The sequence below is a fragment of the Chitinophaga horti genome (assembly GCF_022867795.2).
Lineage (GTDB): Bacteria > Bacteroidota > Bacteroidia > Chitinophagales > Chitinophagaceae > Chitinophaga > Chitinophaga horti.
Map to the genome: position 1 here is coordinate 424,610 of NZ_CP107006.1, position 26,073 is coordinate 450,682.

General features: G+C 49.9%; 25 protein-coding genes. 17 read left to right on the top strand and 8 right to left on the bottom strand.

What is annotated here, in order from left to right:
* Window positions 1-76 precede the first annotated feature (76 nt).
* Both MKQ68_RS01915 and MKQ68_RS01920 read left to right on the top strand, forming a co-directional pair.
* Window positions 77-433: a BlaI/MecI/CopY family transcriptional regulator gene (locus tag MKQ68_RS01915; RefSeq protein WP_244837085.1), complete on the top strand. Its 357-nt coding sequence runs from the start codon at window positions 77-79 to the stop codon at window positions 431-433.
* Between the two features lie 36 nt (window positions 434-469).
* Window positions 470-2,737: a TonB-dependent receptor plug domain-containing protein gene (locus MKQ68_RS01920; protein WP_264281844.1), complete on the top strand. Its 2,268-nt coding sequence runs from the start codon at window positions 470-472 to the stop codon at window positions 2,735-2,737.
* Window positions 2,738-2,787: 50 nt separating this feature from the next.
* Here the strand turns inward: MKQ68_RS01920 and MKQ68_RS01925 are convergent, their stop codons facing one another.
* Window positions 2,788-3,837 (bottom strand): formylglycine-generating enzyme family protein, encoded by a 1,050-nt coding sequence (locus tag MKQ68_RS01925; protein WP_264281845.1) that lies wholly within the window; start codon window positions 3,835-3,837, stop codon window positions 2,788-2,790.
* A 154-nt stretch (window positions 3,838-3,991) separates the two neighbouring features.
* Between MKQ68_RS01925 and MKQ68_RS01930 the strand changes: the two genes are divergently transcribed.
* Window positions 3,992-5,377 carry a GH1 family beta-glucosidase gene (locus MKQ68_RS01930; protein ID WP_264281846.1) on the top strand — a complete coding sequence of 462 codons (1,386 nt, stop codon included), beginning with the start codon at window positions 3,992-3,994 and terminating at the stop codon, window positions 5,375-5,377.
* Between the two features lie 36 nt (window positions 5,378-5,413).
* On the opposite strand, the gene bamG is transcribed toward MKQ68_RS01930, so the two are convergent.
* The gene (gene bamG, locus MKQ68_RS01935; protein ID WP_264281847.1) at window positions 5,414-6,649 is read right to left on the bottom strand and encodes a BamG family beta-barrel-assembly machinery protein; all 1,236 of its coding nucleotides are present in this window, start codon (window positions 6,647-6,649) and stop codon (window positions 5,414-5,416) included.
* A 3-nt stretch (window positions 6,650-6,652) separates the two neighbouring features.
* Entirely contained in the window at window positions 6,653-7,954 is a 1,302-nt protein-coding gene (locus MKQ68_RS01940) for a DUF4270 domain-containing protein (protein ID WP_264281848.1), read from the bottom strand.
* 272 nt (window positions 7,955-8,226) lie between these two features.
* Here MKQ68_RS01940 and MKQ68_RS01945 point away from each other — a divergent pair, with 272 nt between their 5' ends.
* The 5 genes from MKQ68_RS01945 to MKQ68_RS01965 all read left to right on the top strand — a co-directional run bounded on the left by MKQ68_RS01945 (window position 8,227) and on the right by MKQ68_RS01965 (window position 11,992).
* Complete coding sequence (locus MKQ68_RS01945; RefSeq protein WP_264281849.1) at window positions 8,227-9,252, top strand: Kelch repeat-containing protein; 1,026 nt, start codon at window positions 8,227-8,229, stop codon at window positions 9,250-9,252.
* Window positions 9,245-9,547, top strand: a complete 303-nt coding sequence (locus MKQ68_RS01950) for a DUF4907 domain-containing protein (protein ID WP_264281850.1) — start codon at window positions 9,245-9,247, stop codon at window positions 9,545-9,547. The genes MKQ68_RS01945 and MKQ68_RS01950 overlap by 8 nt, the downstream gene beginning before the upstream one ends.
* Window positions 9,548-9,697: 150 nt before the next feature.
* Window positions 9,698-10,933: a sensor histidine kinase gene (locus MKQ68_RS01955; protein ID WP_264281851.1), complete on the top strand. Its 1,236-nt coding sequence runs from the start codon at window positions 9,698-9,700 to the stop codon at window positions 10,931-10,933.
* Window positions 10,911-11,612: a LytR/AlgR family response regulator transcription factor gene (locus MKQ68_RS01960; RefSeq protein ID WP_264281852.1), complete on the top strand. Its 702-nt coding sequence runs from the start codon at window positions 10,911-10,913 to the stop codon at window positions 11,610-11,612. Before MKQ68_RS01955 ends, MKQ68_RS01960 begins: the two co-directional genes overlap by 23 nt.
* Before the next feature lie 56 nt (window positions 11,613-11,668).
* Window positions 11,669-11,992 (top strand): hypothetical protein, encoded by a 324-nt coding sequence (locus tag MKQ68_RS01965; RefSeq protein WP_244837071.1) that lies wholly within the window; start codon window positions 11,669-11,671, stop codon window positions 11,990-11,992.
* Here MKQ68_RS01965 and MKQ68_RS01970 read toward each other — a convergent pair.
* Window positions 11,976-12,260: a hypothetical protein gene (locus MKQ68_RS01970; RefSeq protein ID WP_264281853.1), complete on the bottom strand. Its 285-nt coding sequence runs from the start codon at window positions 12,258-12,260 to the stop codon at window positions 11,976-11,978. The genes MKQ68_RS01965 and MKQ68_RS01970 overlap by 17 nt on opposite strands.
* Window positions 12,261-12,320: 60 nt before the next feature.
* Here MKQ68_RS01970 and MKQ68_RS01975 point away from each other — a divergent pair, with 60 nt between their 5' ends.
* On the top strand, window positions 12,321-12,527 hold the full coding sequence (locus MKQ68_RS01975; RefSeq protein WP_264281854.1) for a hypothetical protein: 207 nt from the start codon (window positions 12,321-12,323) through the stop codon (window positions 12,525-12,527).
* Between the two features lie 24 nt (window positions 12,528-12,551).
* On the top strand, window positions 12,552-12,728 hold the full coding sequence (locus MKQ68_RS01980; RefSeq protein WP_244837069.1) for a hypothetical protein: 177 nt from the start codon (window positions 12,552-12,554) through the stop codon (window positions 12,726-12,728).
* A gap of 12 nt (window positions 12,729-12,740) precedes the next feature.
* Here MKQ68_RS01980 and MKQ68_RS01985 read toward each other — a convergent pair whose 3' ends face one another.
* Entirely contained in the window at window positions 12,741-13,103 is a 363-nt protein-coding gene (locus MKQ68_RS01985) for a winged helix-turn-helix transcriptional regulator (RefSeq protein ID WP_244837068.1), read from the bottom strand.
* Between the two features lie 79 nt (window positions 13,104-13,182).
* On the opposite strand from MKQ68_RS01985, the gene MKQ68_RS01990 reads away from it, so the two are divergent.
* Window positions 13,183-14,067: an NmrA family NAD(P)-binding protein gene (locus tag MKQ68_RS01990; RefSeq protein ID WP_264281855.1), complete on the top strand. Its 885-nt coding sequence runs from the start codon at window positions 13,183-13,185 to the stop codon at window positions 14,065-14,067.
* Window positions 14,068-14,190: 123 nt separating this feature from the next.
* Here the strand turns inward: MKQ68_RS01990 and MKQ68_RS01995 are convergent, their stop codons facing one another.
* The 3 genes from MKQ68_RS01995 to glmM all read right to left on the bottom strand — a co-directional run bounded on the left by MKQ68_RS01995 (window position 14,191) and on the right by glmM (window position 18,700).
* Window positions 14,191-15,276, bottom strand: coding sequence for an SGNH/GDSL hydrolase family protein (locus MKQ68_RS01995; RefSeq protein ID WP_264281856.1), 1,086 nt, complete (start codon window positions 15,274-15,276; stop codon window positions 14,191-14,193).
* An 82-nt stretch (window positions 15,277-15,358) separates the two neighbouring features.
* Window positions 15,359-16,486: a cysteine desulfurase family protein gene (locus MKQ68_RS02000; protein ID WP_264281857.1), complete on the bottom strand. Its 1,128-nt coding sequence runs from the start codon at window positions 16,484-16,486 to the stop codon at window positions 15,359-15,361.
* An 828-nt stretch (window positions 16,487-17,314) separates the two neighbouring features.
* Window positions 17,315-18,700 carry a phosphoglucosamine mutase gene (glmM, locus tag MKQ68_RS02005; RefSeq protein WP_264281858.1) on the bottom strand — a complete coding sequence of 462 codons (1,386 nt, stop codon included), beginning with the start codon at window positions 18,698-18,700 and terminating at the stop codon, window positions 17,315-17,317.
* A 151-nt stretch (window positions 18,701-18,851) separates the two neighbouring features.
* Here glmM and MKQ68_RS02010 point away from each other — a divergent pair, with 151 nt between their 5' ends.
* The 6 genes from MKQ68_RS02010 (at window position 18,852) to flxA (ending at window position 26,018) form a co-directional block, all read left to right on the top strand.
* Window positions 18,852-20,870 (top strand): LTA synthase family protein, encoded by a 2,019-nt coding sequence (locus MKQ68_RS02010; RefSeq protein WP_264281859.1) that lies wholly within the window; start codon window positions 18,852-18,854, stop codon window positions 20,868-20,870.
* Window positions 20,867-21,649, top strand: a complete 783-nt coding sequence (locus MKQ68_RS02015; protein WP_264281860.1) for a class I SAM-dependent methyltransferase — start codon at window positions 20,867-20,869, stop codon at window positions 21,647-21,649. The genes MKQ68_RS02010 and MKQ68_RS02015 overlap by 4 nt, the downstream gene beginning before the upstream one ends.
* A gap of 3 nt (window positions 21,650-21,652) precedes the next feature.
* A complete protein-coding gene (locus MKQ68_RS02020) occupies window positions 21,653-22,252 on the top strand; it encodes a phosphatase PAP2 family protein (protein ID WP_264281861.1) in 600 nt (199 codons plus the stop codon).
* Window positions 22,249-22,986: a ZIP family metal transporter gene (locus MKQ68_RS02025; RefSeq protein WP_244837061.1), complete on the top strand. Its 738-nt coding sequence runs from the start codon at window positions 22,249-22,251 to the stop codon at window positions 22,984-22,986. The genes MKQ68_RS02020 and MKQ68_RS02025 overlap by 4 nt, the downstream gene beginning before the upstream one ends.
* Before the next feature lie 23 nt (window positions 22,987-23,009).
* Entirely contained in the window at window positions 23,010-24,308 is a 1,299-nt protein-coding gene (locus MKQ68_RS02030; RefSeq protein WP_264281862.1) for a hemolysin family protein, read from the top strand.
* A gap of 171 nt (window positions 24,309-24,479) precedes the next feature.
* Entirely contained in the window at window positions 24,480-26,018 is a 1,539-nt protein-coding gene (gene flxA / locus MKQ68_RS02035) for a flexirubin biosynthesis tyrosine ammonia-lyase FlxA (protein WP_264281863.1), read from the top strand.
* Window positions 26,019-26,073 lie beyond the last annotated feature (55 nt).

A 26,073-nucleotide genomic window follows, 5' to 3' on the forward strand; every position in this document is an offset into this window, starting at 1 on the left:
TTAAAAAATAGTCTACGAAATATTCGTAGATGTCCGAAACGTTCGTATATTCGTATCGTTATTCAACTCATCTTATATGGAAAAGTTAACAAAACAGGAAGAAGCCGCAATGCAGGCCATCTGGAAAGTGGGAAAAGGATTTGTGAAAGATTTCCTGGAGGCGCATGCAGAACCAATACCGCCTTATACCACGCTGGCTTCTACCATTAAGAACCTGGAAAAGAAAGGTTACCTCGCCAGTACGAAAATGGGTAACGTATATGAATATACGCCCCAGATAGCGGAGGGTGACTATACCCGTAAGTTCATGAGTGGTTTCGTGAAGGACTACTTTGAAGATTCTTACAAAGAACTGGTGACCTTCTTCGCCAAAGAGAAAAAGATAAGCCCGGATGAGCTGAAAGAGATTATCCGCATGATAGAAAAGAAATAAACGCAATTCCATTCTATTACCATCCAAGTGATCCATATGCCCGATCTTTTCATATATCTCCTCAAGGCAAACGTGGCGCTCAGCCTGTTTTACCTGGCTTACCGGCTGGGGCTCAGAAGGCTTACTTTCTACACGCTGAACCGTTTTTTCCTGCTGACAGGCATCGTGTTTTCTTCGGTGTTTCCGTTAGTGGACGTGAACGATTTTTTCCACCGGAACGAAGAGGCGCTGGGTACCGTGGTATACTACGTGCCGGATTTTAACGCCTTGCGGCCAGTCGTTGCCGAGGAAACGTTTACCGTGTGGACGGCCCTTTCATGGTTGTTTTGGGCAGGTGTAGCGGTGATGTCGGTACGACTGCTCATTCAAATGGCGTCGTTGCTGCGGTTCCACCTCATGTCGGACGAGGCGCGGCTGAAGAACCGGAAAATAAGGGTGGTAAATAAAGAGATCGCACCGTTCTCCTTTTTCAAACACATCTACCTGAACCCTGCCATGCATGCGCAGGAGGAGCTGGACGCCGTGATACGCCACGAACAGGTACACGTAGAAGAATGGCATTCGGCGGATGTGATGCTGGGAGAAGTAAACAATGTTTTCTACTGGTTTAACCCGGGTGCATGGTTAATGAAAACCGCCATCCGCGAAAACCTCGAATTTATTACGGACCGCAAGATACTGCGTGCCGGGGTAGACGCTAAAGTTTACCAATACAGTCTTTTAAAAGTAAGTGGAGCTCCATACGCGACGGCCATCGCAAACAACTTCAATTTTTCACATCTCAAAAACCGAATTATGATGATGAATAAAGAACGATCATCGCGGTACCAGGTAGTCAGGTATGTGATCCTGGGTTGTATGGTAAGCATGCTCGTGCTCACACTTAACTTTAGCCGCGCCGGTGTAAGACTGTCGCCATTAGGCCAGGGAACTATCCCCCAGCTGTTCGTGGATCACAAGGATACGGTGCCTGTAACAGTCAATGAGGTCGTATTTACGGGCGTTGACAAGCTGGATAGTTCCATGCCCTCGAAAGCCGGCATTAATGAACCGGTTACGTTTTCTGCCACGAGTGCACAAAAAGGCCAGCCGCTAAACATTCGATTCGACAGTGCGCGCACCAAGTCCGGCGAATGGATCAGGTATAGAAACGATCAATGGTATTTTGATTCCATGCGCAAAAATGGAGCCTCTATAGGCGTCGATCCGTATCCCAGCACAAAAGATTTCATTCTCGTAGGTAGGGGCAATAACGGCAAGCCTGTCATCATTAGCCGTAATGAAGATGATTACGAGTTTTACCTGAACGGTAAGCGCTCTGACGAACAAACCTTGTATAAGCTGGACCGCAGCCGTATTACCAGCGTTATCGTTAAGCAGAGGGGCCAGGCTAGTGCCATAGAAGCGACCACGACAGAGCTGGATGGTGAAGGCGCTACGTCGGGTACGGCTCCAAAAAAATTATTGTCGAATATGTCAGTACATGCCGATGCGATCTTCATTAACCAGGAGCCGCCCCGTCAGCAACCGCCTGTAAATATTGGTGGCAACAACCTCAAGGGTGTACTGATTATCCTGGATGGTAAGCCTGATTCTACTGCACTCAATACGACCAAACCCGAAGACATAGAATCTATCACCGTGCTCAAAACGGGCGCGGAAGCGATCTACGGCAGCAAAGCCGCTAACGGCGCGATCATTATCACTACAAAGAAAAACAAATCGAAGACGACTAACCAGGAGGCAATAACGATTAGTGCAGACACCGTGCGCGAACACAATTACCGACTGGAAGAAGTGCTGGTGACCGGTAAGCCTGCTACTGTTACGTTCAGGCACGATAAGAGCAGGGAGGTAGTTGTCGAAGGCAGACCCACGAGGGCAGTTGCCGGAACGGCACAGCCACGTAGTGAAAAAGAACTGGAAGAAGTGGCGGTAACCGGCAGGTATGTTGGCTCCGTAAATTATGAGAAAGTACGCGAGCCAGAAGCTGTCATTGTAACGAGCAAGTCAGACAAACTCGCTGCAAAACCAGCCGCTACTACGGAACGTAAAATAAAACTGCGCGTTTATCCCAACCCCTCCGACGGTGACTTTAAGGCCACTTTCCCGATAGGTAAAGATGGTAAATACGAACTGAAAGTGTATAACAGCAATGGCGGCGAGATTCTGAGCAGTGCGGGTACCGGAAAAGCAGGTGCTACGCAATCAGCACCAATAACATTTACCGGTGCGCCAGGTACTTATTACCTGCAGGTAAAAACCGGCGGGGTTATACAAACACACAAACTCATCAAGAAATAATTTATACTCACGCAGATATAAAAAGGGAAGGAAGCATCCGCTTTCCTCCCTTATTTTTTTATGTCCATCACACAACGGAAGCCCAGGTTTTCCAAGCCTGATTCGGGTGAGGTTTTCATCCTGGCGGATACGCGATAGCCTTTGCAGTATTCATCGCTGCACATAAAGGAACCACCGCGGATGACGTGTTTAACCGAGCGGGGATCTTCGGCATCGTAGCCTTGGGCAGGGCCTTTAGGATTATGGCTGATGCTATCGGCTACGGATTTATAATAGTCGCTGTGGAACCAGTCGGCGCAAAGCTCCCAAACGTTACCACTCATATCGTATAAACCGTAAGCGTTGGCTGCATATGTTTTAACAGGCGCGAGACTGGTGTGGCCGTCTGTTTGTGTGTTTTCGTAAGGAAACCGGCCATTCCAGGTGTTGGCTTTGGTTTTGCCTTCTGTAAGTAATTCACTGCCCCAGGGATAGGGCTGGTTCGCCAGTCCGCCGCGGGCAGCATATTCCCACTCCGCTTCGGTAGGCAGGCGTTTGCCGGCCCATTTCGCGTAGGCCAGTGCGTCTTCGTAGGCGATGTGCGTAACGGGGTAATGGTCTTTACCCGTGATATTGCTTTGCGGACCTTGCGGATGCCGCCAGTCTGCCCCTTGAATAAATGACCACCATAGCGACACATCGTTCAAAGGAACAGCGTGATTTGGCGGTGTAAACACCAGCGAACCGGGTAACAGTACGCTGCTGTCGGGCTCCGGACTGCCGGGCGGCATTTCGCGCATGATCTCATCCATAGAGACAGGCTTTTCTGCAACCGTTACATAGCCGGTGCTTTCCACGAATAGCGCGAACTCGGCGTTAGTCACCTCATGTTCGTCCATCCAGAAGGAGTCGAGCTGTACGGCGTGTTTCGGGTACTCGTCCGGCTGGCCGTCGTTATCGTCGGCGCCCATGCTGAACTGTCCGCCGGGGATGAGTACCATATGATTGAGGCTGTCGGCCGGACTTGCCTGCCGTGCAATATTTGCGGAGGGCTTTTGTGCGCAGGATGCGAGGCAGGCGATGGCGCCCACTGCCAGAATACGATGAATATGTTTGGTCATTGTATCAAATGTAATAAAACAAGGGGAAGATGAAAAGCGTGTTGCTGCACAAGTGAGTGACACAACGGCGGCTCGGTCAGGGGAGCAAAAGCTGGTGCCATTAACAATATTATAATACGACGTTACCGCTTTAAGTATTAATTTGGAGGATAATATGACGTTGCCTGCATCATTTTCGCGTAGCGATTTCGGGGAAGATTTTTTGTGGGGAGTGGTGATTTCCGCTTTCCAGAACGAGGGCGCCTGTGATGCGGACGGCAAAGGGGCGTCTATCTGGGACACCTTCAGCGCGCGTCGCGGCAAGATCAAAGATGGCACACATGCACGCGAGGCCTGTCATTTCTACGTAAACTACCGCGACGATATCCGTCTCGCCAAACAACTAGGCTTTACTGTATTTCGCTTCTCCATTTCCTGGCCGCGCATATTGCCGCTGGGCAAGGGGGCTGTAAACCAGCAAGGCATTGATTTTTACCATAAAGTTATAGACGCCTGTCTCGAATACGGCCTCGAACCGTACGTTACCCTTTATCACTGGGATCTGCCACAGGCGCTGGAACAGAAAGGCGGCTGGTGCCACCGGGGTATCGTATTTGCTTTCGAAAACTATGTGCGCATTTGCGCGCAGGCTTTTGGTGATAAAGTGAAAAACTGGATCATCCTGAACGAACCGTTCGGCTTCACCTCCCTGGGTTATATGTTAGGCGTACACGCGCCCGGAAAGTTCGGCTTGTCGTACTTTTTGCCCGCCGTACACCACGTAGCGCTCGCTCAGGCAGAAGGCGGCCGTGTGGTGCGCGAAGAGGTGCGTAACGCTAACGTGGGTACGACTTTTTCCTGCTCACACATCATCCCTTACACACAAAGTGAAGCCGACATCAAAGCTGCCCGCCGCGCAGATGCACTTTTTAACCGGTTATTCATAGAACCCTCGCTGGGCATGCGTTACCCGGCGGATGACTTTCCTTTGTTACACCGGATAGAACGCCGGTACGCCATGTGGCGCGATTGGGAAAAATTGCCGTTCGACTTCGATTTTATTGGTATACAGAACTACTTTCCATTAGTGGTGAAGCATAATGCGTTTATGCCTTATGTGAAAGTGAGCGAGGTGAAACCGCGCTACCGTAATGTACCGGTGACTGCGTTAGGCTGGGAAATCAGCGGTGTGGGCATGTATAACATCCTGAAAAAGTTTGCAGCCTATCCTGGTGTGAAAAACATCATCGTGTCAGAAAGCGGCGCGGCCTTTAACGATACGCTGGAAGCCGGTGCGGTGAACGACGCGCAACGCATCCGCTATTTTAAAGAATACATCGCCGGCGCACTGCAGGCCAAACGTGAAGGTGTTCCACTGTCTGGCTATTTCGCCTGGACGCTCACCGATAATTTTGAATGGGCCGAAGGTTATCGCGCACGATTCGGACTGGTGCATGTGGATCATGCTACGCAACAACGAACGGTGAAGGCTTCTGGTAAATGGTTTTCGGACTTCCTGCACTTTCGGCACGCTTTAAAGAACGAGGAAGTGGCGTCTTAAGATAAACGCACCTCCGCGTCTCCTATGTACACCGTCTTAATATTCTACCCGCTTAAAAAACCACAAATCACGCATCGACAGGCTGAACACAATATTCGCAAAGTTCTCCTGGATAAGCCCCTTGTTTTGCGTGCCACGCTGCCCCACTTCTAATCCCACGTAATAACGGAGCGTATTGCCTGCCGGCAGCGATACACCGGCTGTAATGCCGAAATCGCGGATGTCCTGCCCCTTTACTTTAATATAGGAAGTTTGATAGTTCGCCCCCAGCTGGATGGACACGCCTTCTACACGGTTGCTGAGGTAATACTTGTAAAAGCTGTATTCCAGGCCGCCCGCCACGCGATGCGACTTCGTATACACATAGTCGTCAAGGTTCGTGTTTTTACCCGTCCAGTCGCTCATGCGATAGTCGGCCAATGCGGTGAAGCGGCCGTTGGTGAGCGACAGGCCTGCCCCATATTGTGCGGGAATGATATAGTGTTTCGTATTCACATCGTCTTCAAAAAATGTATTGTCGCTATTGTCTTTGATGGTGAACGTCTGATCGGATTTCAGCTTTGTTTGCAGCCGGTAAGTAAGGCCTGCACCCAGTTGCATATTACCCACGCGGCCCATGTATTGCAGTCCCGACGTCAGATTGAAATTATGTAATCCACGTACGTTTTCAGTGAACACGTCTGCACGCTGTCCCGTTCCACCGGTACTGTCGGTGGTGGTAACGTTGCCAAATAGAAAGGCTCCGGACAAGCCCACAGAAAAGTGTTTGCCCAGTTGTACTGCATTGGAAAAGTACGTCCGGGTAAGCCCGCCGGAACCTTCTATGGCACTTCTAACACCGGTGGGTGTGCCGGTGATATACTTTGTGTTCAATACTTTGTAATCGATGCTGCTAAAGGGCGTTACGCCGAAACTCATCCCCCAGATCCTGCCGGCCTTGAAGCCCATTGCTATCTTTTTGAAGTTGATGTCGCCGGCGTTTTGCGTATAGCTAGTTGTGCTGTATTGCACCATCTTAGCCGCTCCCGATACTTCGAAGAAGAAGCGCTGGTTAGGCAAAGCGCTGTAGCTGGCGGGGTTTTGTTCGTTCAGGAAGTTGCCCGTCCGCCGCCCGATGCCCGCACTGCCTACGCCGAAGTTGCGGCTGTAATCCCGCTCTTCCAGGTCGCCGATGCCATAAGCAGAATAAAGGGAGTTGATGCCTTTTTGCGCACTGGCATGTAAACTGGCCAGCAGTAAAAAATATATGGTGAGGTATAGTTTGTTTTGCATGTGTTATTTATAAAGCAGGTAATAGATCTTAAAGGTCATTTTGTTTTTGCTGTTCAGCTTATCGCCGATCACGAGCCGCTCCGGTTTGGTGAGATAATCGCCGTAGGTAGGCAGCATCAGCAGTCCGCGCGTAGTGATGTTGTCGGTCGTTAATTCGCTGGTGCAATAACTGGTGAGGTCGTAAGTGTACGCAGTGTTTTCATTGTACAGGTGATCGATGCTCAGGTCGCCGTACTGATAGCCACCATTAGTGCTGTTCATCAACGTGTCGTAGGTGTTTTGTTTACTGTCGGCCTTTACGAGGCACACTTTAGCGGGCAGATTATATTGCGTGTAGGTATTACGTATGGGCTGTACCGTTAGTGTGGCAGTAATTATCTTACCAAATTTTCCCAGCTCCATTGACTTCTTTATGGACGGGAAGTCAAGACGAGTGGCGATGCCGGTCAGGCCTTGCATGTAGGCGGCATTATCCAGGTTAGTGGATGAGATGCTATTATTGGTAGTTGTTAAACCAGCGATAGCAGTGCCGGTCCTGTCGGCCTGTATATTGTTAAACTGGTAACCGCTGTTGGAAAGCGGGAACTCGAAGTAACTGGTGCCACGTTCCAGGCTGTTGATATGATAATGGATGCGCATTACTGCAGTTGTTGCATTGTATCCGTAGATGGCGTTGGTTGTACCGGTCCTGATGGCGAAGCCTTTAAAATAATCGAGCCACTGCGACGCACCGGATACTTCGTTGGCATTGTTGGCAAACAGGTCCCAGATTTCCTGGCCTTTACTGTCTGCCAGGCGAATGCTCACTGTATCCTTCGCGAGCGGGCGGATATACGCGGCTCTGGAACCAAGGGGCGAGCTTTGAGTAGCGAACGAATGGTGCGTATATAAATAGCTGCTTCCTTCATTCATGTTGATGTTTTGAGCGAGCTGGTATACCTGTATGTTTTGCGGCACCATCGTATCTCCATAATAATAACCATTACTTCGCAGGATGAGCTCTGTGGAGTCATACACCATATTGTTCTCAATTTTGCGGCTATCAGGCAGGCCTACCTCAAAAAAGGAGCCCGCCGTTATTTTGCCGAATATCGGGTCATTGTAAAAGCCGTTGAGAATAACGTTTTGTCCCGAGCTGGGCACAGAGTCGAGCAGTACGGTTTTTACATCTACCGAAAACGTATCCAGTAATATATAACCGACACCATTTTCTGTATTTACATCCTCGTAACTGAATCCACTCTTTTCGCAGGCCGCCAGGTAACAGGCCGAAGCCGCGATGAGTAAGCATGATATTTTGCGCATAATCTGAAAGACAACGCACAAGTTTATAACGCGGCGCCGCGAAAGAAATGTTTAAATAGTCGGATGACGATTATTTATCGATGAATAACAGAAGTTTACCGTCGTTTGCCGGGTGAGCAAGATTGGCCGTAAATGGGCTTCGCAGGGCATTTGTCGCGATTGGCAGATGAAATACGGGTATTCGTCTGTTGGAAGAAGCAGATCCGTCTATTTTATATCCACCCTAACACTTCCCCGGATAATTTTGGCGCTGTTAAAAAAAGTAAATGCTTATGTTCAATGTTAGACATTCCTGGGTTTTGCTGGTAGCAGGCTGTTTTATGGCCTCCTGTAAAAGCAGCGACGACACCGAAGAGGTGGGCAACTGGATCAGCCGCTCTTCGCTGGAGGGCGTTGCCCGGGGAGAAGCCGTTTCGTTCGTGATAGGAGATAAAGCCTATATAGGCACTGGTTATGACGGTACCAACAGGTTAAAAGATTTTTGGTATTACAATCAAACAACCAACTCGTGGACGCAGGTTGCAGATTTGCCCGGTGCCGCCCGCAACAGCGCCGTAGCCTTTGCTGTAGGCACGAAAGGCATTGTTACAACCGGCTACGATGGCATCAACAAACTAAACGACACATGGGTGTACGACTCTCAAAACGACACCTGGAGCGCAGGTGCCGGCTTCGCGGGTACAGCGCGTTACGGTGCCACGGCCTTTGCTATCGGTGCAAAAGGTTATATCACCTGCGGATACGATGGCAATTACCTCAAAGATTTCTATTCCTACGACACCTCCGCTACCGGTGGCGCCTGGACCAAAGAGGAAGCCTTTGGTGGTAACAAACGTTCCGATGCCGTGGCGTTCGTGATCAATAATAAGGCCTACGTCGTTACCGGTTCCAATCCCAATACCGGCCAAACATTGAGCGTAAACGACATGTTTATGTTCGATCCCGCCAGCACCGCCGCTAACAAGTGGACGGAAATGAGAAAGATATCCAATGTAAGTGATGAGGACTATGATAACGATTACGACATCGTATCCAGCAATGGCGTGGCCTTCGTCATGAACAGCAAGGGTTACATAGCCACCGGGACCAAAAGCGGTTTAACTACGAATGTATGGGAGTACGATCCGTTGACCGATACCTGGGAATCGAAGCGTGCTTTTGAAGGACTGGCCCGCAGCGGCGCGGTAGGCTTTTCCATTAATAACCGCGGATATGTGGCCCTGGGCAATAGTTCCAGCTTGCCGTTCGAAGACCTGTGGGAGTTTGATCCCGCTGCAACCTACAATGAAAATGATTAAGTGGTTCGCCGTCGCTGCCTGTGTGTTGGCGCTCATTCTTATCGCTATTCGTCCCACGGACACCGTGCGGCTGGAGGTAGTACCATTCGCCACTGCCGGCGGTTGGGGGTATAATATTCAGGCAGATGGTAAAACGTATATCCACCAGGATAGGATCCCTGTACTGGCGGGCAACCATGCATTCCGTTCTAAAGAAGATGCCATGAGTGTCGGGCGCCTCATGATGAAGAAACTGGCCGCCAGGCAGTCGCCGGCTATATCGGAGCAGGAGCTGCGCGCATTAAATATAAGATGATAAAACACTGTTGCAGGCGTGTACTAACATGCGTGTAACAGTGTTTAACGTTTACTCAACTCCTGTAAATTTTAACTTTTAGTTGCACAATAGCAACTGTGTTTTAACAAGAGCTTAACCCTCTTTGGACTAAGTTTACCGCGTATTTCAATGAAGCCTTTCAAGCATATTTTCCGGAACAAGTTGGTTATCGTCGTACTGCACATCGTGGCATGGCTATGCTTTTTTATGTTCCCGTTCTTTGCCTACCGCATACAGGTAAGCGACTATTCGTTTTTTATCAGGGAGTGCGTAAACACCTTAGTGTTGATCGGCCTCTTTTACCTGAACATGTACGTGCTGATCCCGCGATTCTTCACGCTTAAAAAGATCAGTTTATATATCGCGTCTGTTTTAGTGTTGATCGTGGTGATCACCTTACAGCAGGCGATCGTGGAGTACAGGTTTATGGGACATATGATGGTGGGCAGGCCGCATATCGGGATGGCCATTAGGGCTGAACGGGGAGCGGTTGTGTTTGCCAGGCGTGTTGACAGCACAGGCCAGTTCAACAACGGCCGCCACCTCGGAGACAGGCGGATGATACGCTGGAGAGCCGGCCCACCACCGGATTCTGCGATGCATATGCGGCCGTTTCCCGGAGAAGACGAACACGTATTTCGTGATTTTATCATTCCACAAGTACTACGACGAACGGTGTTGTTTACGTTGCTGATGTTGTTTATGAGCGGATTTATCAAAATAGGGATAGAGTGGTTTAAAAGTGAACAGCAACGCGAAGAACTGAAAGTGGCCAACCTGAATGCAGAACTGAAATTCCTCAAGAATCAGATCAATCCACACTTCCTTTTCAATTGCCTGAATACCATTTATTCGCTCGCGCACAAGCAGTCGCCTGAAACCGAACATGCCCTCGTAAAACTTTCTACGATCATGCGCTACATGATTTACCAGGCCAATGAGGACAAGGTGTTACTGGCTAACGAGCTGCGGTATCTGCAAGACTATATCGATATTCAAAAGCTACGGCTGCCCAGATCTATTTCTGTAGATTATAAGGTAGAAGGGGAGGCTGATATGTACAAGATCGCGCCTATGTTGCTGATACCGTTTGTGGAGAATGCTTTCAAACACGGTATCAGTTATACCGAAGAAGCTTATATCATCGTAAAACTAACGATCGATAAAGGCACATTAAGTATGATCGTGCGCAACAAACTGATCCGCCAGAAAGCGGAAACCGGGGGCGTAGGACTTACTAACGCCCGTAAACGCCTCGATCTTTTATATGCCGGGGTGCATGAATTAGCCGCAGGCGAAAACGGAAACGAATTTATTGCAGATTTAAAAATTGTGCTGAACCATGATGAAGTGTATCGCAGTTGACGATGAGCCGCTCGCGCTGGAGATTATCGAGGACTTTGCCCGCAAGGCACCTTTCCCGATGCAGCTGAAGAAGTTTGAGGACGCCGCAATGGCCCTCCGTTATTTGCAGGAAGAGCAGGTCGATCTGCTATTCCTCGATATCAAGATGCCCGACATCAACGGCATCCAGTTCCTGAAAGCGCTGAAGCACCCGCCCGCTGTGATATTCACCACTGCCTACCAGGAATATGCGCTCGATGGTTTTAACCTGGATATTGTGGACTATTTGCTCAAACCCATTCCGTTCGAAAGATTCATTAAGGCCGTTACCAAAGTGCACGAATACCTGTCTGTGCAACAAAGGAATGGAGAGGTAGCTACTTCGGCAGATTACATTTTCGTAAAAACAGAATACAAGATCATCAAGGTAAACTTCGAAGATATCCTGTACATAGAAGCGTTGAAAGACTACATTAAGATTTATACCCGTAACCAGCCTGTACTCACCCTCAAAAGCCTGAAGTCATTCGAAAGCCGTTTGCCGAAAGAAAAGTTCATCCGCGTGCATCGCTCTTACCTTGTGTCGCTGGATAAGATCAATTCGGTGGAGAAGAACTCGGTAGTGATCGCCAACCAGTATATCCCGATCAGTGAGGGGTATCGGGATAAGTTTTATGAGTTGATTACGAAGCATTCTTAGGCTGAAATTTGCAAAAGTTGTATCTTCAGGTACATGGATAAATTGCAAGATTTCGCATGAGTACATCTAAATCAAACAGGTATCAGCGCTTTCGTTTAACCCAGCGTAAACGGCAGAACGCCGATGCGACCAACCGGCTAAGTTATTACGAGGACAATAACAACAACTCACTTTTAAATGAAGCCGGCCGCGATGCCGCGCGCAACGCCATTAATGAGAACAAGGCATTAGGCCTTCCCGTTACTTACTTTAAAGATGGTTGGGTAGTGCGCGAAATGCCAGATGGTGATATTGTAAAGGTTAAGCAGGTCGAAGAAGTAGCAGTGTCAGCTGAGGAATTGAAGGCCAAAAAAGGAATTGTGATCAATGTCCGCCGATAACGTTGTAAAACGTATGCGTGTGTTCGGCGGCCCCAATGGCTCCGGCAAAAGTTCCATCATCAAATAAGTTCGCAAGAAGGCGATCGATACAGGCGTTTACATCAATGCGGATGATATTGAGAACGTAGTTTCCGAAAGGAAGTTTCTCAACCTGGCAGACTATGACCTGGAATGTACAAGCGAAGATTTTCAGGCCTATTTGAGCGGCTCTGGTCTCATACAAAAAGCCATAAGTGAAGGATATAACGTTGATCTTCATTTTTCTCAAAACAACATCTTAATCGGGCAAACCACCAATTCTTACGAAGCAGCTATCATATCAGAATTTTTGAGGCGATTGTTGCTGGCTAAGGGAGTCACGTTTTCATTCGAAACGGTGATGTCACACGCGTCTAAGCTCCAGGTGTTCAAAGATGCGAAGGCGGCGGGCTACCGTACGTATTTATATTTCGTGGGAACGGTTTCTGTAGACATCAACATCAACCGCGTAGCAGAGCCAGTGAAAAAGGGCGGACATCCCGTCGCCGAAAACTAGATACGCGAGCGTTATGAAAAGTCAATGGAGCTCCTCTATGACGCCTTGCCTTACGTAAACCGATGCTACCTTATCGATAATTCGCTGAACGGCGAATACCGGCTTATAGGCGAAATAACCGACGCTACGCGCTTCGATCTTTACGCAGGTATTAAAGAATTGCCGATATGGGTTACCAGGTATCTTCTCGATAAGCTGTAGGCTCTCTTCTTCCTACCCAAACGCCCCCTCCATGTCCTTAAACGCCCACGTCGCCATCGCATTAATCACCGGCATCAATCCTTCTCCCGCTGCACTCAGCCGGTACGTCACAAACGGTGGCACCACGGGCTTGGCTTCCCGGATCACTAAGCCGTCTGTTTCCAGTTGTTTCAGGTGCTGGATCAATACTTTCTCTGTAACGGCCGGCATGGCCCGTTTTATTTCGCTGTAGCGTTTATCACCCTGTGAGAGGTGGTACAGGATGATAGGTTTCCAGTATCCGCCGATCTTTTGCATAGCGTGCGTTACCGGGCACTCTGCCAGGGCGTGCTGCTTATTTTCCTGTATGGTAGAACTTTCTTTGATGGCTGTCATGGGTACTTACTTTAGGGTGCGTACTTGTCAAAAAGTAAGTACAAATATACCTTTGTTCCAGCATAAAAAACACATCAATATGAAAATTATCGTAACAGGTTCCCTGGGGAATATAGGTTTGCCACTCACTAAAAACCTCGTAGCGGCAGGTCACCAGGTCATCGTAGTAAGCAGCCGTGCGGACAAAGCATCTGCCATTCAACAATTAGGTGCAGAAGCAGCGATCGGCTCCGTAAGTGATGCCGCCTTTCTTACCAATCTTTTCACCGGCGCAGACGCCGTGTGGGCAATGACGCCTCCGAATATGGGCGGCAGCAATGTGATCAAAAATACGGTGAACGCAGGCCGTGCTTACGCGGAGGCGATCAAATCTTCGGGCGTTAAAAGGGTGGTGATGCTGAGCAGCATCGGGGCCGATTTACCGTCCGGCACCGGACCTATCGAAAGCGTGCATCACATCGAAAACATTTACCGGGAGCTGGATGGCGTAAACATTACTTTCCTGCGTGCAGGTTATTTTTACACGAACTTCTACAATGATGTGCCGTTAATCAAGTCTGCAGGTATTATGGGCGGCAACTTCGCGGCCCATACACAGGTGCCGCTTGCCCACCCGGAAGATATTGCCACCATCGCAGCGGAAGAACTGCAGCAGCCAGGCAACGGTAAAAATGTGCGCTACGTGGTTAGTGAAGTACGCCAGCCTGCCGAAGTAGCTGCCGCAGTGGGAACGGCGATCGGTAACCCCGCACTGCAATGGGTGGAGTTTACAAATGAACAGTCGTTACAAGGAATGACGCAGGCAGGTGTTCCGCAGGAAATAGCAGCGCTTTACACTGAGCTGGGTGCCGCCTTGCACGACGGCCGGTTGAACGGTGACTTCATTAAGTCAGGCTCCCCGTTAGCTGGTAAGGTGAAGCTGGAAGCCTTCGCGCAGGAGTTTGCAGGCAAATTTGTGGGGTAAGTCAATAGGGGGCTGACCAGAAAGTAAAATGAAGGCTTTGTGAAAATCGCTTAAACGATGACACGTCTCCATCAGGTACCCGAATAAATTAGGGCTGACCAATACTTTTTGGTCAGCCCCTTGTTATTTTATTTTCTTAATCAGTTTCTCATAAGCCTCCGCATAACGCAGCATACCGATATCGTTCGGATGGGTGCCATCCACCATGGTTTCAATATCCTGCCCCAACGCACTGATGGGCAACAGGTAAACGCCTTTTGCTTTCATTTCAGCAAACGCTTCCCGCAACACTTTGTTCACCCGCTCAAAATACTGCCTGCGCTCCGCATTAAGGCCTGCATCGGTATAGCCGTCATGCTCGGTAAGAATAATGGGCACGCCCGGTTTCTGCGCCTGTAAATGTGTTACGGCGTTCTTTATCCGCTGTTTGATGTCGGCGTCAGGAAACTCGTTCACTCTGGTAAGGTTAGGCATACAGTCAAGGATGTACAGGCTCGCGTCGATCTCTGGCAGCAGTTCCACGATCTCTTTTTCCAGCCTGCCATTACCGGAAAACGCCAGGTTGATCACCTGCCTGTCCAGCTTGCGGCTCAGGATGTTGGTCCACGCCAGGCCGGGCCGGCTGGCGCATGCACCCTGGGCGATGGAGGTGCCATATACCACGATGGGTTTGGTTTTCGGAGGCAGCGCGGTGAACTTGCTGCCATCCGGGTAAATCACTTCCAGCCACTTAACGGAGTTGTACAGTGGGAGGTATAAGGTGTATTCCCGCTCGCCGGTGGTGGCGCTTTGCAGTTTAGGAAATTGATAAGAGATGGTGTCTTTGAAAGAATACTTGCCGGCCGACCATAACCATTGTCCTTTGCCGTCCTTCGCGTACAGGTCTACGCCACTTACGCCGGTAGCGGGCATGTGCGGCATCTGTATATTGCCTGTCACCTGGTACCTCACCGTAATTTCCGGCGCATCGGTCACGAAGCGGAGGTGTAGCCCCGCACCATTGTGCGACAGGTCCCATACGGGTTTGCGCACCGCCTTTTCTGCTTTGGCGGGCAAACGGTCATAGAAAGATGCGATGCCGGTATGCCAGGCCTGTCCGCCTACTACGCTTTCTTTATCATGAGCAGGGTTCCAGGTTTTGGTGCCCTGGGCAAGGGCGGTAGAGCCGACAGAAAGGGCGCAGAGGCCCAGGAACAAGATCAGTTTCATATACGGGTTTTAATATGGCGACAATGTATATAAAAAAAGCCGCCCGTTACAGGCGGCTTCGTTATATCAAAAAGAAATTTAGTTAGATCAGCTCTTTCAGCTTCGCTACCACTTTGTCTACCTCTTCCTTCGTGTTTTGTTTGGAGAAGGAGAACCTTACCGTGATCTTGTTAGGATCGTTGTTAATGGCGCGGATTACGTGCGAGCCGGCATCTGCGCCGGAGGTACACGCGCTGCCGCCGGAAGCGCAAATACCGTTGATGTCCATGTTGAACAGGATCATCTCGGTTTTTTCTGTTTTAGGGAAAGCTGCGCTCAGCACAGTGTACAGGCTGCGGCCATGCAGGTCGCCGTTGAAGGTAACGCCCGGAATGTGCTGCTGCAGCTGTTCTGCCATGTACATGCGCAGGTCGTTAATGTATTTGCTGTGCTCCTCGTAATGTTCAGTCGCCAGTTCCAGTGCTTTCGCGAAACCTACGATGCCGTAAAGGTTTTCGGTGCCTGCACGCATGTTACGCTCCTGCGCGCCGCCGTGAATGAAGGGATCGATCTTCACGTTCTCATTGATGTACAGGATGCCCACGCCTTTCGGACCGTGAAACTTGTGTCCTGCGCCATTGATGAAATGCACCGGCGTATTACGCAGGTCGAACGGGTAGTGACCTACAGTTTGTACGGTGTCGGAGTGGAAGATGGCGTCAAATTCTTTACAAAGATTGCCTACCGCGTGAATGTCGAGCAGGTTGCCGATTTCGTTGTTGGCGTGCATGAGGGTCACCAGGCAGCGCTCTTCAGAAGTGGAGAGCAGGCGGCGCAGGTCGTCCATGTCTACATGGCCGTTCGCCAGCAGTTTAACGTGGGAGAGCTTTACCTCCTGTTTGCAATGCAGGTGGTCAGTTGCATGCAGGGTAGCGTGATGCTCTATCGGGGATGTGATGATGTGACGGCAGCCCAGGTTGTTCACCGCGGCGTTAATGGCCGTATTGCTGCTTTCGGTACCTCCGGAAGTAAAGAAAATTTCGCCGGGGTTCGCGTTCAGGATCTTGGCCACGGTTTTACGCGCAGTTTCAATACCCAGTTTAGATTCACGGCCGTAAGAGTAAATGGAGGAGGGATTGCCGAACTTTTCCGTCAGGTAGGGCAGCATCACGTCCAACACTGCTTTGTCCAGCGGCGTGGTGGCTGCGTTGTCAAAATAAATTCTTTCCAAGGTGGTGGTTTTTGATATTCAATTAATGGTGCTGCTGTGAGCGTAGCAAATTTCGATAAAAAGGGGGAGAATATAAAACACAAAAAGGAACAACGGTCAGGTAAGGGTAAAATAGGGTAGCCATCTTTTAGCGCTCTACTCAGCCCCCGTTGTGTCACTCACTTCAGCGGCAGCCTACTCCTCGCCGTCATTAACCACAGGGGAAGCAACCTTCGTGTGCAGTCTCCGCACCGGTAGTTCCTGGCAGCCGGCCTTACGGCACCCGACTGGAGCGGAGGTTCGCTTCATTTCATTCGCGAGGACGGACGAAGTGATGCCGCAATCTAAGCGTCACTCCCTTCAACGGCAGTACATACACGGGTGTAAACCTATTTTAGGACGTGACATACCCCACCAATACTGGTAATATCCTACAACATCCTCCGCAGATCCTACCTACATCCTTCGTAGATCCTTGCTGCATCCTAGGTTCAACCTAGGTTCAACCTTCGTTCAACCTACGTTCAACCTTCGTTCGCCAGCCTGGGATGAACGAAAGATAAGCGAAGCATTAACGGAGGATGAACCTAGGATGCAGCAAGGATCCAGCAAAGATGTAGCAAAGATCCAGCTTCTGGGTAGGTAGAACGAGGCAGTAACGGCAAAAAGGGGCGTTTTTGCTGGTATTATTTTAACCTTAATGGTGAGGCGGGCGTTGCCGTTGAAGGGAGCGACACAACGGGGGAGGAGTAGCAAAGGAAAGCCGGCTAAAAAAGACCAGGCATAAAAAAAGCCGGCCCGGGTAAACCGGACCGGCAGCATCAAATATTTTCTCTTTAGAACAGGCCGTTATAGCATAAACTCCCTGATATCCTGCATAATACGCTTGGCGATATTGTCTGCAGTGGTCTCATTCTGGCTCTCGGAATAGATGCGGATGATCGGCTCGGTGTTGGAGGTACGCAGGTGTACCCAATCCTTATCGAACTCGATTTTCAGGCCATCTTCCGTGTTGATCGGCTGGTTCTTGTACTTCCCTTTGATCTTTTCAAAGATGGTTTTTACGTCCACACCTTTGTCCAGCTCAATTTTATTCTTGGAAATAAAGTAGTCAGGGTAAGAATTACGGATCGCCTTCATGTTTTTACCGAGGGTAGCCATGTGGCTCAGGAACAGGCCGATACCGATGAGGGCGTCGCGGCCGTAGTGAAAGTCGGGAACGATAATGCCGCCGTTACCTTCACCACCGATTACGGCATTTACTTCCTTCATTTTACGTACCACGTTCACTTCACCTACCGCTGAAGGGTGGTATTCGCCACCGTGTTTCAGGGTCACGTCTTTCAACGCCTGGGTAGAGGAGAGGTTGCTTACCGTATTGCCTTTGCGGTGCTTCAGGATGTAATCTGCTACGGCCACCAGGGTGTATTCCTCACCAAACATGCCACCATCTTCGCAAACGAAGCAAAGGCGGTCAACGTCCGGGTCAACGGCGATGCCGAAGTCAGCCTTGGACTTGTCTACCTCGTTAGAGAGGGCGGTCAGGTTTTCGGGCAGTGGCTCTGGGTTGTGGCTGAATTTGCCATTTACCTCGCCAAAAAGTACCGTCACATCGTCCACACCCAGTGCTTTGAGCAGGGCAGGTACGAAGATCGCGCCGGTTGAATTAACAGCATCCACCACAATTTTGAAATTGCGGGCTTTAATGGCGGCCACGTCTACCAGGGGGTAGGCGAGTACCGCATCAATGTGCTTCTGAAGGTAAGTGTCATCGGTCGTGTAGCTGCCCAGCTTGTTCACGTCCGCAAACGAAAAGTCTTCGTTGGCGGCGATGTCCAGCACGGTAGCGCCGTCTTCACCGGAAATAAACTCTCCGGCGCTGTTCAGCAGTTTCAGGGCGTTCCATTCCCTGGGGTTGTGGCTGGCAGTGAGGATAATACCTCCCGCTGCCTGCTCCATGGTCACCGCAATTTCTACGGTAGGGGTGGTGGATAAACCAAGGTCTACCACGTCAATGCCCAGCCCTACGAGGGTAGAGGCTACCAGGTTCTTTACCATTTCCCCGGAAATACGTCCATCCCGGCCAATTACCACTTTTTTGTTCTCACTGTTCTGACGGAGCAACCAGGTACCGTATGCTGCGGTGAATTTCACCACATCAAGGGGCGAAAGGCCCTCTCCCGGTTTACCTCCAATTGTTCCGCGAATGCCAGAGATAGATTTAATCAGTGCCAAATTGTTGGATTTTTTTAGGAAGGCAAAGATAAACAAAACGCCATCAGAAAACCTAGAATTGATTAGCAGCTATTTAGCAACTCAGCCATGGTGTGGAGTTTTTAGACTATATTTGCAGCTTAGCTAAAAATAAACAGCTGTATATATTAAAATGAAGGACATTTGGCTCCGCATCCCCAGGTACATCCGTTATGTGCTTGTCCAGTCACTAATTCTTTTCCTGTTCCTGGTACTGTTTAGGGTCGTTTTCTACTTCTTTTTCTTCAAATCCACCATCCACGAGTCGGCCGCCGTTACCAAAGCCTGGTACCTCGGGCTTAAGTTCGACGTGCGCCTCGCCCTGGTCATTATGGCCCCATTGGCGTTAATCGCTATCATCGCCCGCAATCGTTTGTTTGCCAACCGCATTCTCAGGAAGATCAATTACTTCTATCTTTTTATTATATACCTCGGCCTCATTTTCTTCTACGCGATTGACCTGGGGCACTATGCTTACCTCGGACTTCGTGTAGACCCTTCCGTTACCCGCTTTCTGGCGGCTGGTGAAAAAATGACCAATGCCCGCATGGTATGGCAAAGTTACCCGGTGATCAAAGGAGTAATCGGCATTGTACTGTTGATGGCGCTGCTCGTATTCCTGTACCGCCGTGTGTTTATTACCTACGCCAGCCAGGAGGACCGTCGCAATGGCCGTGGCGCGCTCGCCGGCTGGATAGGCGCGTTGGTATTGGTGTTTGCCGCCGGTATTTATGGCAACTTCGCCTACTTTCCGTTACGTTGGAGCCAGGCCATGTTCACCCGCGACAACGGCATCACCAGCCTGGCGCTTAATCCGGTATTATATTTTTATTCTAACCTGGATACGAGCCGTGACACCTACGACCTCGAGAAGACGAGGCAAACCTATAAAGTGGTGGCCGACTATCTTGGGGTAGACCAGCCCGACAGCGTACGCCTGAACTACCAGCGCCGTCAGCCTGCCGACAGCACCAAACCGCGGTTGAATGTGATCGTGGTAATGATGGAATCGACCGGCGCATCGCTTACCAGCATGTTCAACAACCCGATGATGGCCACGCCTAACCTGAAGGCTGTGTCTGACAGTGGTTTATTGTTCCGCAACTTTTATATTCCGAATATGAGCACCGCCCGTTCGGTGTTCGGTATTACTACCGGCCTGGCCGACATCTGCATCGATCAAACGGCCTCGCGTCATCCTGCGATCGTGGACCAGCGTGTGATTTTAGACCAGTTTACCGGTTATGAGAAATACTATTTGCTCGGTGGCAACACCAACTGGGCCAACATTCGTGCGGTGTTTACCAATAACGTAGATGGCATTAAAATATATGAAGAAGGTTATTATAAATCTGCCAAGGCCGATGTGTGGGGCGTATCCGATTACGACCTGATCACCGAGGCGAGTGAGATCTTTAAAGCCGCGAACGATCGTAAGCAACCGTTCATCGCCTTCCTGCAAACTGCCGACAACCACGAACCTTTTACCACTACAGCTGGTGCGGGCGACTTTAAAAAAGTTACCGAAAAGGATATCGACATGCAGAAGTTTAAGGCATCGGGCTTTTTGTCGGTCGATCAGTTTAATGGTACCCGTTACCTCGACTATAATATTGGTCACCTCATGAAAAAGGCGAAGGAAGATGGTTATCTCGACAATACCATTTTCGTTTTCTTCGGCGATCATAATATTAAGTTGAACCCGTATCACTTTATGGAACAACCAGAAGTAGAAATGGGTACCTGGGGGCATCATGTACCTTTAATTATATATGCACCGCGGCACATTGCGCCGGGGGAGATCAGGGAGACAGGCAGCCTGGTGGATGTGTACCCGACTGTTGCCGCACTGGTAGGTATGCCGGTCACCAATTACACCATGGGGGTAAACCTGCTGGACAGTAGCCGGCAGAACAGGTATGCTTTCCTGGTGTACCACAAAAATCTGCAACCTTACCATGCACTGATAGGAGATCGTTATCTTTACGAGATAAATCCGAAAACCGGGGAAACGGCTTTGTTCGATCTGTCGGCCGACCCGCTAAAGGATGTAAAGAAAGACAACCTGGATACGGCGCAAAAGCTGGATAAATTAACGCGTGGATATTACGAAAGCACACGATATTTGATGTTCAACAATAAAAAAGGGTGATAGTATTTGAGGAAGCACTGCCACCCGTTATGGATATGGAAGCAGCAAAGCATTGGTACAAAGACTGGTTCAATTCGCCGTATTATCACCTGTTATACAACAACCGGGATGAGCGCGAAGCCGCGTCGTTTATAGATAAGTTGCTGGAATACCTGCGTCCCGCGCCGGGAGCGTTGATGCTCGACGTGGCCTGTGGCCGCGGGCGGCATTCGAAGTACCTGGCCGACAAGGGGTATGGCGTTACGGGCATCGATCTGTCAGAAGAAAGTATTGCAGCCGCCCGTAAACTGGAAAACGATCACCTGAGCTTCTACCAGCACGATATGCGCCTGCCGTTCATGGTGAATTACTTCGACGTGGTGTTTAACTTCTTTACCAGCTTCGGTTATTTCGAGACACAGCGCGAGAACGATAACGCCCTTCGCACCATTAAAAACGCCCTCAAGCCCGGTGGCCGCGTAGTGCTCGACTACCTCAACAGCGTATATGTTGCCAAACACCTGGTACCCAGCGAGGTAAAGGAAAAGGATGGCGTCGTGTTCGACATTCACCGCGAAATGCAGGGGCGTAAATTCCTGAAAGAAATCAATATCTTAGATAAGAGGCAGCTGTTGCGGTTATCGTTTACTGAAAGTGTAAACGCCTTCCGCAAGGCCGACTTCGAGGCCATGTTTGCACGGCAGGGCCTAGTGATTAACGACATATTCGGCGACTACCATTTTAACCCGTATGACGAGCAACATGCTACCAGGTTAATCATTGTGGCGACAAAACAGTAATAGATGGAAAGCCTTTTAAGATTCGATCTTCAACTCTTTTTTAATATAAACGGCCAGTGGACGCACCCGTTCCTGGACCACCTGCTGCCATGGCTGCGGGAGCCCTACTTGTGGGCACCGCTATACCTCTTTCTGATGGTGTTTGCAGTATATAACTATGGTTGGAAAGGATTCTTCTGGCTGGTGATGTACATTGTGACCTTCGCCATTGCCGATCAGCTGAGCGGTTTTTGTAAAAGTTTCGTGGGCAGATTACGGCCATTTAACGATCCGGTACTGGCGCCTTATGTGAGAGTGCTGGTCGGTTATTACCCGCGCAGCGGCAGTTTTACTTCTTCGCATGCCGCCAATCACTTTGCGCTGGCCACCTTTAGTTTCATTACCCTTCGCGGCGTGTTCGGCCGCTGGGCATGGTTGTTTTTCCTGTGGGCGGCCGCCATCGGCTATTCCCAGGTATATGTAGGCGTACACTTTCCGCTGGATATTGTGGGCGGGGCTTTACTGGGCATCATGATCGGTGTGACGACGGGTAGTTTTTTTCAACGCAGGATAAGGCTCACTCCCGAACCTGAACCGGCAACAGAACCGGAACAAGCAACATGAACTGGATATACCTGATAATGATCTTACTGGCCACGGTCGCTGGCGGCATGATACCCATGCTGGTGCGTAACCTGCGGCCTAACCTGCCCATTTACATGCTGGCGTTTACGGGCGCCTTCCTGTTCGGGGTCACTATATTACACCTGTTACCGGAAGTGTACCACGAGCTGGGGCACGAAGCCGGTATATATGTAGTACTCGGCTTTTTCGTACAAGTCGCGCTGCAGGGCTTATCGCATGGCATGGAACATGGCCATACGCACCTGCCGGCCGCCGAAGGGCACCATCACCACGTAGCGGTGTTCCCGCTATTGTTCGGGTTATCGTTGCATGCGTTTATGGAAGGCATTCCGCTCGGCTTCAACTATAGCGATGCATCGGCCTTACCATCGCTTATGCTGGGGGTAATGGCGCACAAGGTACCGGAAGCGCTTACACTCATTACAGTGATGATGCACGCGCATCAACCCAAAGCTAAACTGTGGCGCATATTGATCATATTCGCCTGTGTTACACCCGTTTCCGCTATTTTAGCGGCCCAGCTGGGACAACATTTCGAACTGGTGACGAAGTCGCTGGCTTACATGGTGGCACTGGTGGTGGGCGCGTTCCTGCATATCTCTACCACGATCTTTTATGAAAGTGGCACCAAACATCATGAATTGAGCAGGAAGAAGGTAGTAGCGATTACATTTGGGTTATTACTCGCATTTCTAACACTAATATTTGAATAATTTTTTATTTTTAGGCTCTATATATGGAAGTCGTCATAATCCTCGTCCTCATTTTGTTGAATGGTATATTCTCCATGTCGGAGATAGCCCTGGTCTCGGCACGTAAAGCCAGACTTGAGAATGCAGCCAACAAGGGGGACGAAAAAGCAAAAGCTGCACTTAAACTTGCAAACAATCCGGATACATTTTTATCCACTGTTCAGATCGGCATCACGCTGATCGGTATCTTAACCGGTTTGTACTCCGGTGAGAAACTGAAGTCTGACGTACAGGCGTTCATTCTCAACAACATCCCTTCTTTACAGGCTTACAGCAGCGCCATCGCTACCTCGGTAATCGTGATCATCATCACGTACCTGTCACTGGTATTGGGTGAGCTGGTACCAAAACGTATCGGCCTGGCCCGTCCGGAAGCGATCGCAAAAGCCATGGCCAAGCCCATGAACTTTTTGTCGCGCGTCACCTTCCCGTTTATCTGGCTGCTGAGCAAATCCTCCAATATCCTGGTCAAGTTCTTTAACCTCAAAGGTGCCTCTGGCGACAGCCTGGTAACGGAAGAGGAGATCAAGGCGATTATTAACGAGGGTACTACATCCGGTGCTATTGAGGAAACCGAGCAGGAGATCATCGAACGCGTATTTCACCTGGGTGACCGTAATATTACCTCGCTGATGAGTCACCGTACCGACATCATCTGGCTGGATATTGAGGAGCCTATCGAAAGTTATCAGCAGAAGATCAAAAGCAGCCCACATTCAATTTATCCTGTTTGCCAGGGACAAATCGACCATGTGAAAGGGCTTATCAACATAAAAGATTTATATGCCGCCGGTAAGAACGCACAGTTGAAAGACGTGATGAAGAAACCACTCTTCATCCCCGACAACAACTCCGCCTATCAGGTGCTGGAAAAGTTCAAGGAAACCCAGATTCACGCTGCGTTTATCGTGGACGAATATGGCACTTTCCTGGGCATGATCACATTGAACGACATCCTGGAGGCCATCGTAGGCGACATGCCCGAAACCGGCCAGGACGATTATACCATGCTGCGCCGCGAGGACGGTACTTACCTGGTGGATGCGCAGATACCTTTTTACGATTTCCTCAGCGAGTTTGACAAAGCCGACTGGATGGCCGAGTTTGAGCAGGAATTTGATACGCTGGCCGGGTTCATCCTCCACCACCTGGAGCATATACCCCATACCGGCGAGAAGTTCGAATGGCGCAAATTCACCTTCGAGATCGTTGATATGGACGCGCACCGCATTGATAAGATACTGGTAACTGCCCCGGCGGATACAGAAGACGGAGATGAATAACTGCTGTTACTAACGCGAATACGATTGTTGCGAGAAAATCTGCTGAGCGTCAGCGGGTTGTTGTATGTTTGCGCCCCGGGAAATAATTTTCGGCACAGTTAGTAGGATAAAGCCAGCTTTGTACTAATTTTGAGCACTTTTTTACATAATCAAATACTTTAATTTAAAATAATGGTCGTAATAGGAAGTAAGTTGCTTTCTCTGAAAGAGGTGCAGCAGGTGTTGTTGGAAGGCGCAAAAGTGGAACTGGATGCTGCATCGGTAGCGAATGTAAAGGCAAGCTTCGAGTTTCTCAGAACGTTTTCTGCTAAAAAACTGATTTACGGTATCAATACCGGCTTCGGTCCCATGGCGCAGTACCGTATTTCCGATGAAGATACGCACCAGCTTCAGTACAACCTCATCCGCAGCCACAGCTCCGGCGCCGGCAAAATATTGCCTCCGCTGGTAACCAAAGGTTTAATGATCGCCCGCCTCAGCAGCTTTATGCAGGGCTTTTCCGGCGTACATACCGAAGTAGTGGAACTGCTGCGCGATATGATCAACAACGACATTTATCCATGTATATATGAGCACGGCGGCGTAGGTGCCTCCGGCGACCTCGTACAGCTGGCACACCTCGCACACACTTTAATTGGGGAGGGCGAAGTGGTATACCAGGATAAGGTGCAACTGGCGTCCGACGTATTCGCCCAGCTGGGGCTGAAGCCGATCGATGTACACGTTCGCGAGGGACTGGCCATCATTAACGGTACTTCCGCTATGACGGGCGTAGGTTTAGTGAACATCATTTACGCCAAACAACTGCTCGCCTGGAGCGCCGTACTGTCGGCCATCGTAAACGAAGTAGTAGAGGCATTCGACGATCACCTGAGCGCAGAACTGAACGCGGTGAAGAAGCACGTAGGCCAGAACCGCGTCGCCGAAATCATGCGCGGCGTGCTGAGCGGCAGCAAAATGGTTCGCCACCGTCCGGACCATCTCTATAAAGAACTGGAAGAAGAGATTTTCAAAGATAAAGTACAGGAATACTACTCCCTCCGTTGCGTACCGCAGGTACTGGGCCCCGTTTACGATACCCTGGTACATGCCGAGCGCGTGGTGGTAGAAGAACTGAACAGCGTGAGCGACAACCCTGTAGTGGACCACCACCAGCAGAACGTGTTCCATGGCGGTAACTTCCATGGCGACTATATTTCCCTGGAAATGGATAAGGTGAAGATCGCCATCACGAAACTGAGCATGCTCTCTGAACGCCAGCTGAACTACCTGATGAACGATAAGCTGAACCATAAGTTCCCGCCGTTCATGAACCTGGGCAAACTGGGCTTTAACTTCGGTATGCAGGGCATCCAGTTCACCGCAACCTCCACCGTGGCCGAGAACCAGACTTTGTCGTTCCCGATGAGTGTGCACAGCATTCCGAACAATAACGACAACCAGGACATTGTGAGCATGGGCTGTAATGCCGCCATGATGACCAACCGGGTGATCGACAATACCTTTGAGGTGCTGGCGGTACAAATGATGACCCTTTTGCAGGCGGTAGATTACCTGAATTGCCAGGAAAGACTGTCACCCGCATCACACAAGATATATCAGGATGTAAGGGCAATTTTCCCTAAATTTATTGATGATGCGCCCAGGTTTGCCGATGCGAAAAACATCAAGGCGTACCTGATGGCAACGGAACCTGTCCACATTTTTTAATCAGCTTAACAGATCGGAAAAAGCGGCGATAGGACGTATAAAACCTCATAAACAT